This window comes from Streptomyces marianii, assembly GCF_005795905.1.
Taxonomy (GTDB): domain Bacteria; phylum Actinomycetota; class Actinomycetes; order Streptomycetales; family Streptomycetaceae; genus Streptomyces; species Streptomyces marianii.
Genome location: NZ_VAWE01000001.1, coordinates 5,852,982 through 5,867,566 on the forward strand (window position 1 = coordinate 5,852,982; position 14,585 = coordinate 5,867,566).

Below are 14,585 nucleotides of genomic sequence, written 5' to 3' on the forward strand. Positions count from 1 at the left end.
GATGTCGTACCGCTACCTGACGACGCACGCCTTGACCGGCGCCACTCTCGCGCAGGATCTACCGCTCACCGGAGTCGAGTTCGGGCCCGAGCTGTGCGGGCCGGGCAGCTTCACCGGTGTCATCGAACCGCGACTGTCGCACCTCACCCCGGAGCAGGTCGATCCCGGCACCACGCTGATCTTCGCCGAGCGGGACCGCACCTTGCTGTGGGGCGGCATCATCTGGCGGGCTGAGCCCGAAGGACAGAAGCTCCGCGTAGAGGCCAGCGGATTCGGCTCGTACCTTACGAAGCGAACCGACCTCCACGGCAACCTCGACGGGCGCGGACCATGGGTGAACGCCGACCCCTGCCGCGTGATCCGCGACGCCTGGGCGTACGGCCAGGCCCAGCCCGATGGCAATCTCCGCGTCACGGTCGACGGAACTACGTCCAACGCCAAGATCGGGACGCCCGCCGAGCCCTACTCCACTCCCTGGTGGGAGGCGCCGAGTCTCAGCAAGGTCGTGGACGACATGGTGGCCGTGGCCGGCGGGCCCGAGTGGACCGAGTCCGTTGCCTGGTCGGGTGATACGCCAACCCAGCGCATCCGGATCGGGTGGCCCCGTCTCGGCACTCGTCGGCAGGACATCAGCTTCACCTCGGGCATCAACGTCACATCCACCGTGCCCGTGGAGTACGACGCCGACAGCTACGCCCAGGTCGTCATCGGCCTGGGTGCTGGCGAAGGCCGCTCCCGGCGCCGCGTCGTGGACGCCGCCCGCAACGGCCGCCTTCGCCTGGAGCAGATCCTCGAGGTTCCTACCGAGAAGGCCAATGACCGGCTCGCCGCCCGCACCCGCACCGAGCGCGTGAACCGGTCGGTCATCGGCGAGGTCACCGAGGTGGTGCTCCGCGACCATCCGGCGGCCCGCATCGGAGCCTTTCAGATCGGCGACGACGTCCGCGTGCGCCTGAACGACGAGTGGACCCAGTACGACGGCTGGTCGCGGATCACCGGCTGGACGCTCAAGCCGCCTGCCGACGACCAGCCGGAGCAGGTCACCGTGCAACTGGCGCGGGCAGACCGCTACACCTACGGAGCCTGAGCATGACCAACCAGATCGCCAGCCTCGCCGCCCGACTGGCAGCCGTTGAGCGACGACTCGACAGCACCAGCCGTACGGCCCGGCTCGCGTATTCCTCCATCGAGGACGGAGCGATCAACGTCTTCGACGACGACGGATCCCTGCGCGCGGTCATAGGCCAGCAGCCCGACGGCACCACCGGGGTCAACGTCGTCAACGGCCCTCCTCCTCCGACCCCGAGCCAGCCCACCGTCACCACTGTCACGGGTGCCGTGGCCGCCACCTGGGAGGGAACCTTCGCCGACTCGATCGCCGCGCCGCTGGACTTCGCCCGAGTGGAGGTCCACGCGGCTGGCCTCGACGACTTCACTCCCGGCACGGCCACGCTGCGCGGCACATTCGAATCCCCGCGCGGCGGCACGCTGACCATCCCCGCCGAGCAGCCGCTGTACGTGCGCCTGCTGACGCGCAGCTCCTCGGGCGCCGCGTCGGCACCGTCAGCCCAGAGCGGCCCGGTCGCCCCGGGACCGATCGTCGCCCAGGAAGTCCTGGACGGCATCGTTGACGAGACCGCACTCGCTGAGGGCGCCGTGTCCCGTGCCAAGCTGCAAATCGGTGCGGTCGGCCACAACCAGCTCGCCATCGGAACGGGCAACCTGATGCCTGACCCGTCGTTCGAGGGCGCCTTCACCGAACAGCTCGTCGCCGCGAATAGCCAGTGGGCTCTGGTCGGCGGCAACGGCTCACCGAAAGCCCTGCGAGTCAGCGGCGCTGGCCCCGCGGCTGCTTCCCCCAGTCTCCTCATCACCGAGCTACCCGTCTCTCCCGGGAACCGCTTCTTCCTCGCCGTCGACTACCGGGTCTCCGCCGATTGGGTAGGGAACTCGGTCCGGTTCTACCTGCGCTGGCACGACGCCGCAGGCGCCGTACTCGGCTATGGCACTGCCATTGCGACGCCGACCCCCGGCGCCGACTGGGCCCGCGTGAGTCAGCAGGTGCAGGCGCCCGCCGGGACCGTGACCGCCACCGTGTGGCTGCAAGACTTCCAGGCCAGCGCCGGCACGGCCGACTTCGACAACGCCGAGATCCGAACAGTCGTCGGCGCGGGCATGGTCCTGGCCGAGTCCATCGGCACGCTGGAGCTGGCCGCGCAGTCCGTTACCGGTGAGAAGGTCGTCGCCAAGAGCCTCACTGCCCGCGAGGTCAAGGCGCTGTCCCTGACCGGCGACGAGATCGCCACCAACACCCTGACCGCGCGCAATATCGCCGCAGGTTCGCTCTCCGCGTCGCGGCTGGCGATCGGCACCAACGGCAACCTCGTGGGGGACCCCTCATACGAGACCGGTGTCATCGCCGCCGGGCTGGCCGCAAGCCAGGATCCGGCGATCTTCGCCGTCGAGGACGGGGGCAACAACTCCGCCAAGCGGCTGCGCATCACCCCGGCCCCCGGCGCGTATCGGTGGGTGCAGCACGCCACCTCCCCGGTGCTGCCCGGAGACCGCTACTGGATCGCCGCAGACTACAAGACCACCGCAGATTTCACCGGCGCCAGCGTGAAGCTCTTCCTCGGCTTCTACGACGAGGCCGGAACGCGCCTCGGCTCGGACGGCATCATCGTGTCCGCGCCCGTCACCGACGGCACCTGGCAGCGTATCTCTCAGGTCATCACCGTCCCCGCCAACACCACCCAGGGCAACATACGGATCGGAGTCGACGGCACAGGCTCCGGAACCACCACCGGCAGCGCCTACTTCGACAACCTCGAATGCCGAGCCGTGCTTTCCACGCCGGGGAGCGGCGCCCGCGCCGAGGTGTCCCCGGAGGGGTTGCGCCTCTACGACGAGTCCGGGGGCGAGGCCATCTCGCTGACCACAGGCACACCGAACTACCTGACGCTGACGAACAACGGCACCGCCGTGGCGACCATCGACCAGGACGGCAACACCGGTGTCGGTGACCTGTCCGTCGCGGGCAAACTCTCCGTCGGCGGCGATCCCATCGAGACCTACTTGCAGAGCTTTGCGCGCGGCCTGGTCGCAGTCGACTACCAGGTATCCACCGTCACCGGGGGAAGCACCGAATACGGCTACGTCGAGCTGTCTTTCGACGCCGACGCCAGCCGGATGTACCGCGTGGTCCTGGACTGCTATGCCGGCCCGTCCGCGGCCGGGGGAGAGCTGGTGGTTGCTCTCCGGGACGGCGGAGCCAAGACCCCCTCGATCTCGTCGACTCAGATTCAGTCCGTGATCTGCCCCATGCCCACCGCTGGCTACAGGCGGATTCACCTGGAAACTATCCGGTCCGGTACGAGCTTCGGCGCTGGCCTTCACCGCCTGCTGACCACCTTCCGATGCCAGAACGGCCCAAGTGGACAAACAGTGCGCCTTTTCGGAGGATCCACATTTCCAGGCGTTATGTACGTCGAGGACGTGGGTCCTGCCGTTCCGGAGACTGGCGTCTACAACACGGGGGGCGGTACGACGATGCCACCGAAGAAGACCTACGTCACGACGTATAACGCCTCGTGGTCCGGGAGCTACTCCAGTCGCGGCGCCTACAATTCCTACTACGGCAACCAGTGTATGCAGGGCTACTACAGCTCCAACAATGGAATGCAGGCCAGCCTGATCGGATTCCCTTCGTCCCTGGGAGCCGACCTGTCCGGCGCAGTAATCCAGAAGGCTGAAATCTACATCTACTTCGACCACTGGTATTACAACGACGGCGGGAAGGCCGTCATCAAGGCGCACAAGTTCACCGCGCGCCCTGCTACCTTCAGCTCTGATGCCGAGTCCCAGGCCATCAGTTGGGGCAAGAACGTCGGAAAATGGGTCGACATCACGGCGGTATTCGACAGCACAAGCTGGCGTGGAGTCGCGTTGGACCCGAACAACTCCGACAAGACCTACTACGGGCGCGCACACGGCGTCGGACAGACCTACCCTCCCAAGTTGCGTGTGACGTACACGAAGTAGCTGCCCGTCAGCACCCCGGCGTGATCCCGGGCGGCGGAGCTGGCCCTGTTCCACATGGCCGTATGATCAAGGCGTGGCGCGGGGCCACCGATCGCCGAGGGAGCACGCGGTGAGCATCCCGCCGCCGGGCGCGGAACCCACACTGTGGGAACTGCACCGCGCTGTCATCCAGTTGCGCGAGGACCAACGCGACGACCTCGCCCAGCTCCGCGACGATCTGCGCAGTGACATCGCTGCTCTGGCGAACCGTCTGAACCAGGTGGTCACCGTGGACGTATACCGCGCCGACCAGCGCAATCTCGCTCTGCGCATCGACTCCCTCGAACGCGATCTGGAAGCCGTGAAGCACGAGCGGGACCAGGACCGCGAACAGGCAAGCACCAACCGGCGCCTGATCATCTCCGCGTTCATCGCGCCGGTGCTTTTGACGGTGCTGCAACTCGTACTCGCCGCACGCGGCAGTCCGTAGCGAGCCAGACGCAATTTCACGATCGCTCATGGCGCGGGGGAGAAGCAGGACGCGCCTCATGCCCGATCTCTGGTTGCCCGGTGTCGAGCGGCACCCGCTCAGCGACACGGCACCAACTGATACCCAGTACGCCCCGCGCGTGATCTGGCACATCACCTGGGACAAGAACGGCACGGCCTCCAAGCCTGTCGACCTTGTCCCGTTCGAGCAGCTCGTGCGGTACTTCACCGGTGGCGGAAGGGGAGCCGCTCCCCATCTGTTGTGGGACCCCTTCACCGGGCGAACCGCCCAGTTCTACCCGGCCAACAGCAGGTCGAAGTCGGTCGTCGACGTCGCAGGCGGGACCCGGACCAACCGCACGGGCCGGGTCTGCCTCCAGGTCGAGACGCTGTTCTTCCCCTACTGCCGGCTGAACGGCAAGTCCTACGCGACCGTACGTGACACCCCGGCCAAGGGCCTGAACAAGATCCTGTCCTGGGCGCGCAGCTGGGGGGTGCCCGACACCTGGCCGATGGGCGCGCCGAGTTGGCGTGCGAACCGGAGCGAGCGCATATGGGAGACGAAGGGCGGGCACTACGGCCACGGCCAGGTGCCGGAAAACCAGCACACCGACCCGGGCCCGATGCCGAAGTGGCCCGCCTCCGGCACCGCACCCAAGCCGGGGCCACCGCCGTTCCCGGGGCGCAGCGCCTTCGGGCCCGGCAAGTCGAACGCCTCGATCCTCCTCCTGGGCCAGCAGCTCGTACGGCGCGGCTTTGGCAAGCACTACCGCGTGGGTCCGTCCCGCGACTGGGGCGAGGCGGACCGTCTGAACGTCCGGGACTTCCAGCTCGCTCAGAGATGGAGCGGTTCCGACGCCGACGGCTTGCCCGGCCCACAGACCTGGGCTCGCCTCTTCGGCTGACCCTCCACCCCCCATCAAGGAGCACCTCATGAACCTTTATGCATCTCTCCTGCGCACCGGCGTGCCTGCCGCGGTCGGCTGGCTCAACGCGGTAGCCTTGCGGTACGGCCTTGACCTGGACGCAACGGCCGTCGCTGGCGTCCTGACCCCCATCTCGATCTTCGTCTACTACGGTGTCTTCCGCTTGGCCGAGGAGTACCTGTCGCCCCGCTTTGGCTGGTTGCTCGGCTTCGCCCGCCCGCCGAAGTACGAGGGCTCGGAGCTTCCGCTGTCGAGGATCTGACCAGATCGGCGTGGCGCCGAGCGCCGCTCGAGTACGCAAGGAAGAAGGCCCCCGTCTCGCTTGACGGGGGCCTTCGACCTCTTGGAAGCACCCACACTACCCGGGTTTCCCGGGCATACGGACTCCGCTCCCCCACTGGTTACAATCTATATGCAGACGTGGTTCGAGCGGGAGGCGATGGAGTGGCAGGGGATCAGAGGCCAGAGGCGAGGAAGCCGTACCTGGCCGGCGGGGCCGAGTTTGCGGCGCTGTACGACGTGAAACGGCTCCAGGTGAGTCAGTGGATCAGCCGTGACCACACGCTCGACTACCGGTACGCCAAGATCATCAGCGGCTCGCCCTACTGGCTTCTCCAGTTCGTGAAGGGCTTCGGGCAGACCACCCCGCGTACGAAGTACGTCAACGAAGTCGAGCTTGCGCGGCTGGTCAAGGAGCAGGACCCAGGGTACTGGGTCGGCGAGGTCGACCAGCTTCCGCCTCTGGTCGGACAAGCCGAGCTGGTGGCGCTGTTCCAGTTGCCCTCCGGGGCTCTGCTGAGGAAGGCGGTCGGCACGGGCCGCTTCCGTCCTGCCGACTACACCCTGTCCGGCTCGCCGATCTGGCTCCTGGAGCCGGTCGTGGAGGACGTGCCCGCGCTCCAGGCCGGGGCCCGGGGTGTGGACTGGGCGATCGACGAACGGGTCCTGGCCGCGCTGCGCGACGGCACGTATGACGGTCCCGGCGCCAGGATCGTGCCGCGAGGCAAGGCGGCCAGCAAGAACCCCAACTAGCCTGCAAGGAAGGCCACTTGTTCTTGATCTAACCCCTGTTTGCATATAGAATAGAAGCGTACCCGATGGGGGTGCGCTTCATTCAGTGGAGGGGTCGAGTGTCCAGTCCGAGAGGGCCGCCAGGTGTGGGTCGATGGTGTTGTCGATCGACATTCCTCCTGCCCAGAGATAGATTCCAACACTCCAGGGTGTTCGTACTATCTCTGAGGGGGAGAGCCTTGCTGATCGAACAGCCGCCGTTGTTCGGCACCATCCAGCCCGTTCGCCACCCCGCCGACGTCGGCAACCTGACCATCCAGCAGCGGTTCGAGGCGTTCCACGCGCTCAACCCCTGGGTCCTCAGGGCGCTGGCCCGGATGACCGCCGACTGCGCGGAGAAGGGGTTCGGCCGCATCGGCATCGGGATGCTTTTCGAGCTCCTGCGCTACCAGTACGGCGCGGCCACCCGAGGCGACGAGTTCGCGCTGAACAACGACTACCGCTCCCGGTACGTCCGGCTCCTGCTGGCCGAACACCCGGAGTGGTCCCCGCTATTCGAAGTCCGAGCCCTGCGCACGGACTGACCACGACCTCTTGGAGCCAGATCGTGAACGCACCAGCGGGCGCCGCCAAGCCGCCCGCCATCAAGCTCAAGACCCGCAAGCCGACCGGCATCGTGCCGTGGCCGCTGATCCTCATCGAGGGGGAGGAGGGCGCCGGCAAGACCTACTCGGCCGCCCAGTTCTCTGCCTCTGAGCGCATCGGCCAGATGTACTGGATCGACCTCGATGAGGGGTCGGCCGACGAGTACGCGGCGATCGAGGGCGCGAACTACCTGATCATCGAGCACGACGGCACCTACCGGGACATCCTTGAGCAGGTCGAGGCCGTGCACGCCGAAGCCCGGCGTGCCGCAGCGGCCGGGGAGCCGCCGGTCGTCCTGACCATCGACTCGGGCTCGGCCCTGTGGCGGATGCTGACCAACTGGACGTACGAGCGGGGCCGCAGGACGCGGAAGAACCGCAAGCTGCTCCAGGAGGACCCCGACGCCGCCTACGACATCGGCCGGAACCTGTGGAACGACGCGCTGGAGCGGTGGAACAGGATCATCTACCTGCTGCGCACCCTCCCTGGCATTGCCATCGTCCTCGCCCGCGGCAAGCAGGTCAGCGCCACGGACGACAACGGCCAGCCGATCCAGAACCAGACGGAGTGGAAGGTCTCAGCTCAGAAGGACCTGGGCTTCGACTCGACCTGCTGGGTGCGGATGAAGCGCGACGCCGACCCCCAGATCATCAAGGTCCGGTCCCTGCGCATGCGCGTGGAGCAGAGGAAGCCCCTGACGCTGCGGGACTTCAGCATCGAGGACCTGGTCTTCAACGGGCTCGGCTGCTCCATCGAATCGCAGCCGCGCGTGATGCCCGCGCTCGCCGGTGACCTGGTGCAGCCGTGGCTGACCCGCATCGCCGAGCTGAAGGACAAGGAAGCCCTCGGCGCGCTGTGGCGCTCGGTCCCCGACCCGGCCAACCGCCTCAGCCGGGACGAGATCGCCACCGTCCGGGCCGCCGCTGAGCAGAGGGCGGCCGAGCTGGACAACCCGCGCTCGGAGATGGGCGAGGGCCCACTGACCGACGCCGACAAGCTCCGCGCCGCCGCCAAGCGGAAGGCCGCCGAGCAGGACGAGGACGCCGAGCAGTGACCGGCCCGCACGCACCTCTTGGAGAACCCCCATGTCCGTAGCCACCATCGTTGACGGCGTCGCCCCTTCCATCTGGGACGCCGCCCACTACGTCGACGCTCGCCGCCCCCGCTCCCGACAGACCCAGCTCGGGGCATCCGACACCGTGTGCGGCCGACGCGCCGCCTACATCCTGCACGGCGTCACCCCGACCGACCACGCCGACAAGCGCGCGGCGATCCTCGGCACGTTCATCCACTACGGCCTGCTGGAGTCGGCGCGCACGGAGTACGGATGGCTGGTTGAGCGCAGCGTCCAGGATGACCTGATCCGGGGGCACGTCGACGTCGTCCAGCTTGACGCGGCGACCGCCGCCCGCCTGCCCGCCCGGCACAGACCGGCGATACCCGCTGATGTGCTCACCGTGGAGGACGTGAAGACGAAGTCCACGTACATGTGGGACCGCGTCCTTCGGTACGGGGCTACGGAGGCCGAGCTGCGCCAGGTCCACCTGTACGCGGGCGCACTGTACGAGGTCGGGTTCGAAGACGTACCGGGCCAACGGTACCTGTCTCGACTGGGACCGCTGGACATCGGCCGCATCCGCTTCCGGTTCATCAACCGCGACAGCGGCGCCGAGCACATCCAGGAGATCGACTTCGACCCTCAGCGGGCCGCCGAGGCCCAGTGGTGGGTGGAGCGCGTGCGCGAGACCAGCGACCCCGAAGAGATGCCGCGTGACTTCAACGGACCGGGTCTCGACGCCATCTGCGACTACTGCCCCTTCCGCTCCCTGTGCTGGCCGGGGACAGCCCCGGGTGTCCCGGAGCAGACGGCCCTCATCCACAACGACGCCGACCGCGAACAGGCGCTCATCGACTACGTGAAGGGACACGAACTCGCCAGCGAAGGCAACCGGATCAAGACGTTCGCGCGCAAGAAGCTGGACCAGTCCCCGGCCGGGACGTACGGGCCCAACAAGCTCTCCTGGCGTGGCGGGAACGACGAGGAGAAGGACGACGTGGAGGCGATGGTCGACCTCCACGAGGTCGCCGGCATCCCCGTACCGATGAAGCCGGACGCGGACCGCATGGTGAAGAACCTCAAGGCGGCCGGGCTGCCCGTCCCGCGGCGGAAGACCGGCAAGAAGACGGCTCCGGTCATCAACGTCGCGCCGGCCTGACCCGGAACCCCGAACTCCTCAGCCCCGCCCGTGAGCCACGGGCGGGGCGCCCGTCCTGCCGCCACACCTGTACTGCCCAAGGGGAACCGTGTCCATCCAACTGATGATCGCCGCGGCGTATTTGCCGCCTGATGTGCTCAGCCAGAGCCAGAAGCTCGCCCTCATGAAGATCGCGGACAGCGCCGACGACGAGACGCGTCTCGCGCGGCCGGGCCTGACCCGCCTTGCCGCCTGGGTCGGCGTGACCGACAAACGTGCCATCACCATCGTCACAGAGCTGATAGCCAAGGGCCTCGTCGAACGGGTCGAGACCGGCAAGGCGGGTCGATCCGCCGTCTACCGGGTCTTCCCGCTGGGCGTACCTCCCACGCCGACCACGCCGGAGCTCAAGGAGGCTGCGGAGGCCCGCAAGGCCGCCCCGAAGAACCCCCGCAAGGCCCGCTCGGGGGTGGTGCGCTCGGCTCCGGCCAAGCCCGCGATGACCTACCAGGACGTCGAAGCCCGCGAGGCCGAACGGCAACAGCGGGCTGAGAAGCCGCAGGTGGAGGCAGGGTTCCACCAGGGGAACCCAGAGGGAGAGGCAGGGTTCCACGGGGGGAACCCGGAGGGGACAGAGGGCCGGGTTCCACCGGTGGAACCCGATGAGTTTCACGGGGGGAACCCACTGGGTTCCAGCGGTGAAACCCCTTCCTTTCCTGGTTCTTCCTCTGTCCTTCCTTTCCCCCCTACCCCCACGGCTGACGCCGTAGGGGAGCCTGCGCCCGCTCCGACAGAGACCCCGACGCCGGATCGCGAGGTGCCGCAGAAGGGCTGTGCGCGGCACCAGGGCCGTCCTGCTGCCTCCTGCCGTGGGTGCGGCACCAACCCGCGCGCGGGGCGTGAGAGGGAGCGGGAGGAGGCGAAGGCGGCGGAGCATCAGGAGCACGGGCGCTTCTGGGACGAGTGGCACGAGGAGGCGGCCAGCCGCCGCCAGCAGGTCGAGGAGCGGCCGGAGTCGGTGGAGTCTGCCCGCCGGGCCGTGCGTGAGGCACTGCGCGAATCCAAGGCGCGCAGGCAGCAAAAAACTTAGGCCCCAAAGGAATTTTTCGCCAGGAATCTGGACATCCCTGGTATTGCATATAGAATAGAACCAGAAGAGGGGGAAAGGCCCCCTCGGACCCGGAAGGACGACATGAGCTACCTGCCCACCCTTCGCCGCGCGCACAAGGGTGCGATTGTGCTCGACGGCAGCGCCGCCGCCCACGAGCAGATCCGCACCCTTGCCGACCTCTACCGCGAAGACCCCGAGGGCGTCGGCGACATGCTCATCCAGATCGCCGACCTCAAGGACCAGGCCGAGCGTGAACGCGACCTCGACGGCCTCGGTCACGCCGAGCATGTGCGGGACGACATCGTGACCGAACTCCTCAACGAGATCGGCGGCGCGGAGATCTACCTCGACCCCCGCGACAGCCACCACGCCCTCATGCAGGCGCGCAGCCTCGCCCACCAGGCCCGGCGCATCGCCGACGCGGCTCAGCAGCGTGCCGACGAGCTGGCGGTCCTGACCGCCGTCGCCCGAGGTGCGCGCGAGGAGCGCAGGAGGCCCCCTGTCTGCTAGGGCAGGCGTTTCAATCGGTTCCGAAATAGATCCCAACTCTGTACTGTTGGGCGGCACAAGACCTCTTGGAGAGAAACCCGTGAGCAACCACCTCGCGCAGATGGCCCCGATGCCCGTGCACGGCAACACCGACGACCCGCTGTGGCGCAAGCTGTGGAACGCCTACGAGCCGGTCATCACCGCGCTGCGGCGCATCCCGCTCGTCGCCGACGTCGAGATCTGCGGCGGCATGTTCGGCATCACCGCGCAGCTCACCGACGGATCGCACCTGTGGATCTCCTCGGTCGAGGAACTGCCCCTGGACCCCACGGAGGTCGAGGGCTGGCATGTCAGGCGGGCCCACGAGGACAACCCGACCGTCGACGAGCTGGTCTACAACTCCACCGAGGACGGCGAGCACTCGCAGAACGCCAACAACGTCGTCCCCCTCGTCCAGGCCATCGCCGCCTTCGTCGCCCAGCGGGGCCTCGCACCCAAGCTGATCGACCTCATGTCCGTCCAGCTCGACGGCGTGACGAAGGACCACAGGCGCATCGGCAAGCTCGTCCAGGGACCCTTCGATGACCGCAACGCGGCGGTCAAGGAGTACGGCTACGCCACCCATGAGCTGATGGAGCGCGGCTGGCGGTGCATCCACGAACAGGGCGGCACGGACTGGCCCCTGACCATCTGGGAGTTGAAGGGCGAGATCGTCACCGTCTACCTCGCCCACGTCGGCCTGGTGAGCGCCTGATGCCCGGCGCGGAAGCGGACCGGCCCAGCGCGGTCGAAGAGACCACCAAGCGCCCGTGCACCTGCGTGATCGCCCACGTGCAGAACGACGAGGAGCGAGCCCGCGTGCAAGCCGCGCTGGACAACGCGCTGAGGACGAACGACGCCCAGGCCGTTCTGGTCGCCTGCATGCAGCTCATGCAGCCCTGCCCGGCCCGCGACGAGCCGGTGGCGCGATGACCGTCTCGCTCGCGCTGCTCGCGCTCGCTCTCGGCGTCGCCGCCGGCCTGGCCGTGCTCGTCGTCGAGGAACTGCGCTGGGAAGCCCGCAACCGGGTCCCGAGGTGCACCACCTGCGGCGAGCAGCACCCCCGACACGCCGCCCACCGCTGAACGCTGTCCGGCCCGCTCACCCGGGCCGGACAGCCGCAGACCTCTTGGAGAAACACCCCCGTGGGATACGACATCTACATCCAGACCGCTGACGGCACGCTGGCCGAAGGCGACGAGAACTACTTCCGCTTCGCCTGGACGGCGATGCCGCGAACGCTCGATGCGATGGCCAACTTCGGGATGCTCACCGAGCTTCCCGTTCCCTCCGTCCCGACCCTGTCCGCGTACGGACTGGCCATCGAGGACTTCCAGCCCGGCACCCAGCCGGACCAGGCGACGGCCAACCGTATCGCCGAGTTCCGCGCCGCGTACCAGGCCGCCCTGGACGCCGCCGAGCCGAAGCCGACCGGCATCCCGTCCTACAAGCTCCAGGTCAACGGCGGTTTCCTCGTCACCGTCGCCGAGATCAGCGCCGCCCTGACCACCTACGAGGCTCACCCCCACGTGGACATCGCCGAGATGCCCATGGGCGACCCGACGTGGCGCGCGTGGATGGCATTTCTGCGCCGCGCCCGGACGCACGGCGGCCTGCGCACCTACTGATCCCGGCCGCTGCCCGGCCCCGCGCTGCGGGGCCGGGCTCCGTAGACCTCTTGGAGAACGAACCACCACCATGGCCAAAGTCATCGACCTGCTGTGCGGCGCAGGAGGCAGCAGCACCGGGCTTGTCGAAGCCGGGTACGAACTGATCCTCGGGATCAACCACTGGCAACTCGCGATCGACACGCACGCCGCCAACCACCGCAACGCGGACCACGCCTGCATCGACATCTCCGGATTCCCGATGCGCTATCTGCCCAACGCCGACGTCCTGTGGGCGTCGGTCATCTGCACGGAGATCAGTCCCGCGGGCGGGCGGCGGCGCGAGACCCACCAGATGGATCTGCTTGACCTCATCGAGGAGGGCGACGACTGGGAGGCCCTGACCAAGGACGCCTTCGAGCGGACCCGGGTCACAGGCTGGTGCGTCGTCCGGGCAGCCGAGGCCAAGCGGTTCAAGGCCATCGTCGTGGAGAACGTCGTCGAGTTCGGTCTCGACTGGATCTTGTTCCCGAAGTGGCTCGAAGCGATGGAACTGCTCGGCTACCAGTACCAGATCGTGTGCGTCAGCAGTGCCCACATTGGCGACGACGTCAACCTGCGCGCACCGCAGTGGCGCGACCGGATGTACGTGGTCTTCACCCTCAAGACCATGCGGAAGCCGGACCTGGAGCCCAGGCCCCTCGCGCCGTGCGTGGACTGCGGCGAGGACGTGCACGCTGTTCAGTCGTGGAACGTGGCGGGCGTACGGATCGGGAAGTACCGGCGCGACTACATCTACCGCTGCCCCAACAGCCGTTGCCGCCACGCCATGGTCGAGCCGTATGTCCGACCGGCCAGCGACATCATCAACTGGGACGACCTCGGCACACGCATCGGCGACCGCAAGAAGCCCCTCGTGGACACCACGATGGACCGCATCCGCGCGGGCCTCCTCAAGTTCCCCTACCGGCCCAGCTCGATCACTCTGACGCACGGCAAGGAGGGCGGCGACCGCGCGTACGCGGTTGAGGACCGGCCCCTGCCGACACGCACGGCCAAGCAGGGTGACGCCCTCCTGGTGCCGACCGGCGGCTCGTGGAACACCGACGCCGTTCCCGTCGACGTGCCGCTTCGTACTCGCACCACCCGCGAGAGCGAAGCACTCCTGACGGTGGACCCGTTCATCGTCGAGTTCCGCAACCACGCCACCGCCAGCCCCGCGGCCAATCCGCTGAGCGGAGTCACTGCGCAGGGCAACCATCACGGCCTGGTCACCCACGCCGGCCGTGTGCCGGAGCGGGCGAGGAACACCCTCGTCGTGCCGTACCGCAAGGCCGCAGTGAAGACGGCCGCCGAACCCGTCCACACCCTCTCCACCCGCGACTCGGCCGCCCTGGTCCGCTCCGCGCCGGACATCAACGACTGCTACTTCCGGATGCTCAAGCCCCGCGAACAGCTCGAAGGACAGCGGTTCCCGGCGAAGTACGTCGTCTACGGCAACCAGGCCGAACAGACCATGCAGGCAGGCAACGCGGTCTCCGTCAACGTCGCGCGGTGGATAGGCCAGCGATTGGAGCCCGTCCTGTGACCGGATCTCGCAGTGCCCTCCCCGGCACACACGTCACCGACCACGCCCCCTGCTGGGGCGATCCCGACTTCGCCGTGGCCGACAACCGGTGGAAGACCGGTAAGGACCTGGTCGCCATCTGCGAACCCGTCCTCTACGTCTGCGGCGGCTGCCCCTACCGAGCTGCCTGCATCCGGCAGGTCCTGCCCGCCAAGAACGACTTCGACGGCGTCTGCGGCGGCCGGATCTGGCTCAACGGCGTGATCGTTCACGCCCTGCCGGACGCCGACCCCTCGGAGCTGCCGCCGGCGGTCATCCGCAAGTCGTGCGGCACCGCCGCCGGGTCCCGCGCCCACCGCCGCGCCGTCGAGCAGCAGTGCCCCGACTGCCAGCCCTTCTACCAGCCCGGCCCCAACCCACTCGACGCCGAGGACGAGCCGGACGCGCAGCAGCTCGAACTCCCAGACGTCGCCTGATCCACCGAAG

At 68.1% G+C, this 14,585-nt stretch carries 17 protein-coding genes; all 17 read left to right on the forward strand.

The features are described 5' to 3' along the window. Position 1: 1 nt before the first annotated feature. The 17 genes from FEF34_RS26555 to FEF34_RS26625 all read left to right on the forward strand — a co-directional run bounded on the left by FEF34_RS26555 (position 2) and on the right by FEF34_RS26625 (position 14,575). Positions 2-1,087 carry a hypothetical protein gene (locus FEF34_RS26555; protein WP_138055397.1) on the forward strand — a complete coding sequence of 362 codons (1,086 nt, stop codon included), beginning with the start codon at positions 2-4 and terminating at the stop codon, positions 1,085-1,087. 2 nt (positions 1,088-1,089) lie between these two features. Further along, positions 1,090-4,041: a hypothetical protein gene (locus tag FEF34_RS26560; protein ID WP_138055398.1), complete on the forward strand. Its 2,952-nt coding sequence runs from the start codon at positions 1,090-1,092 to the stop codon at positions 4,039-4,041. Positions 4,042-4,150: 109 nt separating this feature from the next. Continuing rightward, the gene (locus FEF34_RS26565) at positions 4,151-4,510 is read left to right on the forward strand and encodes a hypothetical protein (protein WP_138055399.1); all 360 of its coding nucleotides are present in this window, start codon (positions 4,151-4,153) and stop codon (positions 4,508-4,510) included. A 58-nt stretch (positions 4,511-4,568) separates the two neighbouring features. Then, on the forward strand, positions 4,569-5,414 hold the full coding sequence (locus FEF34_RS26570) for a peptidoglycan-binding protein (RefSeq protein ID WP_138055400.1): 846 nt from the start codon (positions 4,569-4,571) through the stop codon (positions 5,412-5,414). Between the two features lie 28 nt (positions 5,415-5,442). Then, entirely contained in the window at positions 5,443-5,697 is a 255-nt protein-coding gene (locus tag FEF34_RS26575; RefSeq protein WP_138055401.1) for a hypothetical protein, read from the forward strand. Between the two features lie 182 nt (positions 5,698-5,879). Beyond that, positions 5,880-6,467, forward strand: coding sequence for a hypothetical protein (locus tag FEF34_RS26580; RefSeq protein WP_138055402.1), 588 nt, complete (start codon positions 5,880-5,882; stop codon positions 6,465-6,467). A 218-nt stretch (positions 6,468-6,685) separates the two neighbouring features. Continuing rightward, the gene (locus FEF34_RS41470) at positions 6,686-7,030 is read left to right on the forward strand and encodes a hypothetical protein (protein WP_164932256.1); all 345 of its coding nucleotides are present in this window, start codon (positions 6,686-6,688) and stop codon (positions 7,028-7,030) included. 23 nt (positions 7,031-7,053) lie between these two features. After that, positions 7,054-8,145: an AAA family ATPase gene (locus tag FEF34_RS26585; RefSeq protein ID WP_171053097.1), complete on the forward strand. Its 1,092-nt coding sequence runs from the start codon at positions 7,054-7,056 to the stop codon at positions 8,143-8,145. A 31-nt stretch (positions 8,146-8,176) separates the two neighbouring features. Beyond that, the gene (locus tag FEF34_RS26590; protein ID WP_138055404.1) at positions 8,177-9,307 is read left to right on the forward strand and encodes a PD-(D/E)XK nuclease family protein; all 1,131 of its coding nucleotides are present in this window, start codon (positions 8,177-8,179) and stop codon (positions 9,305-9,307) included. A 103-nt stretch (positions 9,308-9,410) separates the two neighbouring features. Further along, positions 9,411-10,376: a helix-turn-helix domain-containing protein gene (locus tag FEF34_RS26595; protein WP_138055405.1), complete on the forward strand. Its 966-nt coding sequence runs from the start codon at positions 9,411-9,413 to the stop codon at positions 10,374-10,376. Positions 10,377-10,478: 102 nt separating this feature from the next. After that, complete coding sequence (locus FEF34_RS26600; protein ID WP_138055406.1) at positions 10,479-10,907, forward strand: hypothetical protein; 429 nt, start codon at positions 10,479-10,481, stop codon at positions 10,905-10,907. 79 nt (positions 10,908-10,986) lie between these two features. After that, on the forward strand, positions 10,987-11,640 hold the full coding sequence (locus tag FEF34_RS26605) for a hypothetical protein (protein ID WP_138055407.1): 654 nt from the start codon (positions 10,987-10,989) through the stop codon (positions 11,638-11,640). Then, positions 11,640-11,858: a hypothetical protein gene (locus FEF34_RS26610; protein ID WP_128803091.1), complete on the forward strand. Its 219-nt coding sequence runs from the start codon at positions 11,640-11,642 to the stop codon at positions 11,856-11,858. Before FEF34_RS26605 ends, FEF34_RS26610 begins: the two co-directional genes overlap by 1 nt. Further along, positions 11,855-12,010 carry a hypothetical protein gene (locus FEF34_RS41475; RefSeq protein WP_164932258.1) on the forward strand — a complete coding sequence of 52 codons (156 nt, stop codon included), beginning with the start codon at positions 11,855-11,857 and terminating at the stop codon, positions 12,008-12,010. The genes FEF34_RS26610 and FEF34_RS41475 overlap by 4 nt, the downstream gene beginning before the upstream one ends. Before the next feature lie 60 nt (positions 12,011-12,070). Next, the gene (locus FEF34_RS26615) at positions 12,071-12,553 is read left to right on the forward strand and encodes a hypothetical protein (protein WP_138055408.1); all 483 of its coding nucleotides are present in this window, start codon (positions 12,071-12,073) and stop codon (positions 12,551-12,553) included. A 70-nt stretch (positions 12,554-12,623) separates the two neighbouring features. Then, complete coding sequence (locus FEF34_RS26620) at positions 12,624-14,120, forward strand: DNA cytosine methyltransferase (protein ID WP_138055409.1); 1,497 nt, start codon at positions 12,624-12,626, stop codon at positions 14,118-14,120. Continuing rightward, positions 14,117-14,575: a hypothetical protein gene (locus tag FEF34_RS26625; protein ID WP_128803094.1), complete on the forward strand. Its 459-nt coding sequence runs from the start codon at positions 14,117-14,119 to the stop codon at positions 14,573-14,575. The genes FEF34_RS26620 and FEF34_RS26625 overlap by 4 nt, the downstream gene beginning before the upstream one ends. Positions 14,576-14,585: the final 10 nt, after the last annotated feature.

What these genes read in the sequence shown, in the direction of transcription:
- FEF34_RS26560 (WP_138055398.1), top strand. Translation starts at nt 1,090, where the DNA reads ATGACCAACCAGATCGCCAGCCTCGCCGCCCGACTGGCAGCCGTTGAG.
- FEF34_RS26575 (WP_138055401.1), top strand. Translation starts at nt 5,443, where the DNA reads ATGAACCTTTATGCATCTCTCCTGCGCACCGGCGTGCCTGCCGCGGTC.
- FEF34_RS26600 (WP_138055406.1), top strand. Translation starts at nt 10,479, where the DNA reads ATGAGCTACCTGCCCACCCTTCGCCGCGCGCACAAGGGTGCGATTGTG.
- FEF34_RS41475 (WP_164932258.1), top strand. Translation starts at nt 11,855, where the DNA reads ATGACCGTCTCGCTCGCGCTGCTCGCGCTCGCTCTCGGCGTCGCCGCC.
- FEF34_RS26570 (WP_138055400.1), top strand. Translation starts at nt 4,569, where the DNA reads ATGCCCGATCTCTGGTTGCCCGGTGTCGAGCGGCACCCGCTCAGCGAC.
- FEF34_RS26610 (WP_128803091.1), top strand. Translation starts at nt 11,640, where the DNA reads ATGCCCGGCGCGGAAGCGGACCGGCCCAGCGCGGTCGAAGAGACCACC.
- FEF34_RS26595 (WP_138055405.1), top strand. Translation starts at nt 9,411, where the DNA reads ATGATCGCCGCGGCGTATTTGCCGCCTGATGTGCTCAGCCAGAGCCAG.
- FEF34_RS26555 (WP_138055397.1), top strand. Translation starts at nt 2, where the DNA reads ATGTCGTACCGCTACCTGACGACGCACGCCTTGACCGGCGCCACTCTC.
- FEF34_RS26590 (WP_138055404.1), top strand. Translation starts at nt 8,177, where the DNA reads ATGTCCGTAGCCACCATCGTTGACGGCGTCGCCCCTTCCATCTGGGAC.
- FEF34_RS26620 (WP_138055409.1), top strand. Translation starts at nt 12,624, where the DNA reads ATGGCCAAAGTCATCGACCTGCTGTGCGGCGCAGGAGGCAGCAGCACC.